Origin of the sequence: Mycobacterium sp. E3251 (assembly GCF_001666835.1) — a bacterium.
GTDB lineage: Bacteria > Actinomycetota > Actinomycetes > Mycobacteriales > Mycobacteriaceae > Mycobacterium.
In genome coordinates this window covers 1-817 of sequence record NZ_LZJF01000053.1, presented here as the reverse complement: position 1 = coordinate 817, position 817 = coordinate 1, and the positions used below count along the sequence as shown (strand labels likewise).

Genomic DNA, 817 nt, shown 5'->3' with positions numbered 1-817 from the left:
GGCCCAGACGGTCGGGTCCGCCCTGGACTACGCACACATCGCGATGCTGTTCGTGGAGCCCGAGACCGCGACGCTGGCCGTCGTCGACGTCACCGACGGTTCCATCGTCGACCTGCACCGCCGGCAGCTGGCGGACGCCCGGCAAGAACCGCTCGCCGCCGAGTTGGCGACGATGCTGGCCGGTCTCAACTCGCGGGGGGCGCGGGCGGACGGCGCCTTCCTGGTGGGCTGCGGCACGGACATCGTGGGGATCAAGCCCGCGCTCGAGGCCGCGACCCCGCTCGTGGTGACCGCTCCGGAGGAGCCGGAGATGGCGCTGGCCCGTGGAGCGGCGCTGGCGTCGGCGAACGCGCCGCTGTTCGCCTCGTCCACGGCGGCCCTGGCATACGCGCTCGACCCGGGCACCGGGGAAGTGAGTCCCCGACCGATCGGCCCGACGTACCTGGACGTATGGGGCAACACGACCGCCGACGCGCTGGCCTACAGCGCCGTCCCCGACGAGGACGACGTGCCCCCGCGCAGGCGCAGGCCCATGTTCCTCGCCGGCAGCGCGCTGGCCGGGATCACCGCCGTGGTGGCCGGTGTGGTGCTGTTTTCGCTGGCCTCCGATCGGCCGGGATCTACCGAGCCACCAAACCCGCGGGTCAGCGTCGCCACCCCGGCCAAGCAGGTGCCGGCCGCACCGCCGAGCGCACCGCCGGCGGCGCAGCCGCCCGCCCCCGCGCCGCCTCCGCCGTCCCCCGGCCAGACCGGTGGTGCCTGCGTGGTGACCACCACCGGCGGGGGCGCCGGCGGCGGTGAGGCTGGCGGTTCGGGC

Annotated in this window: 1 pseudogene; it reads left to right on the top strand. The window is 75.5% G+C overall.

Going from position 1 to position 817, the window contains the following annotated elements:
* Window positions 1-817 (top strand): annotated as a pseudogene (locus A5697_RS28005) (hypothetical protein); the annotation flags it as partial.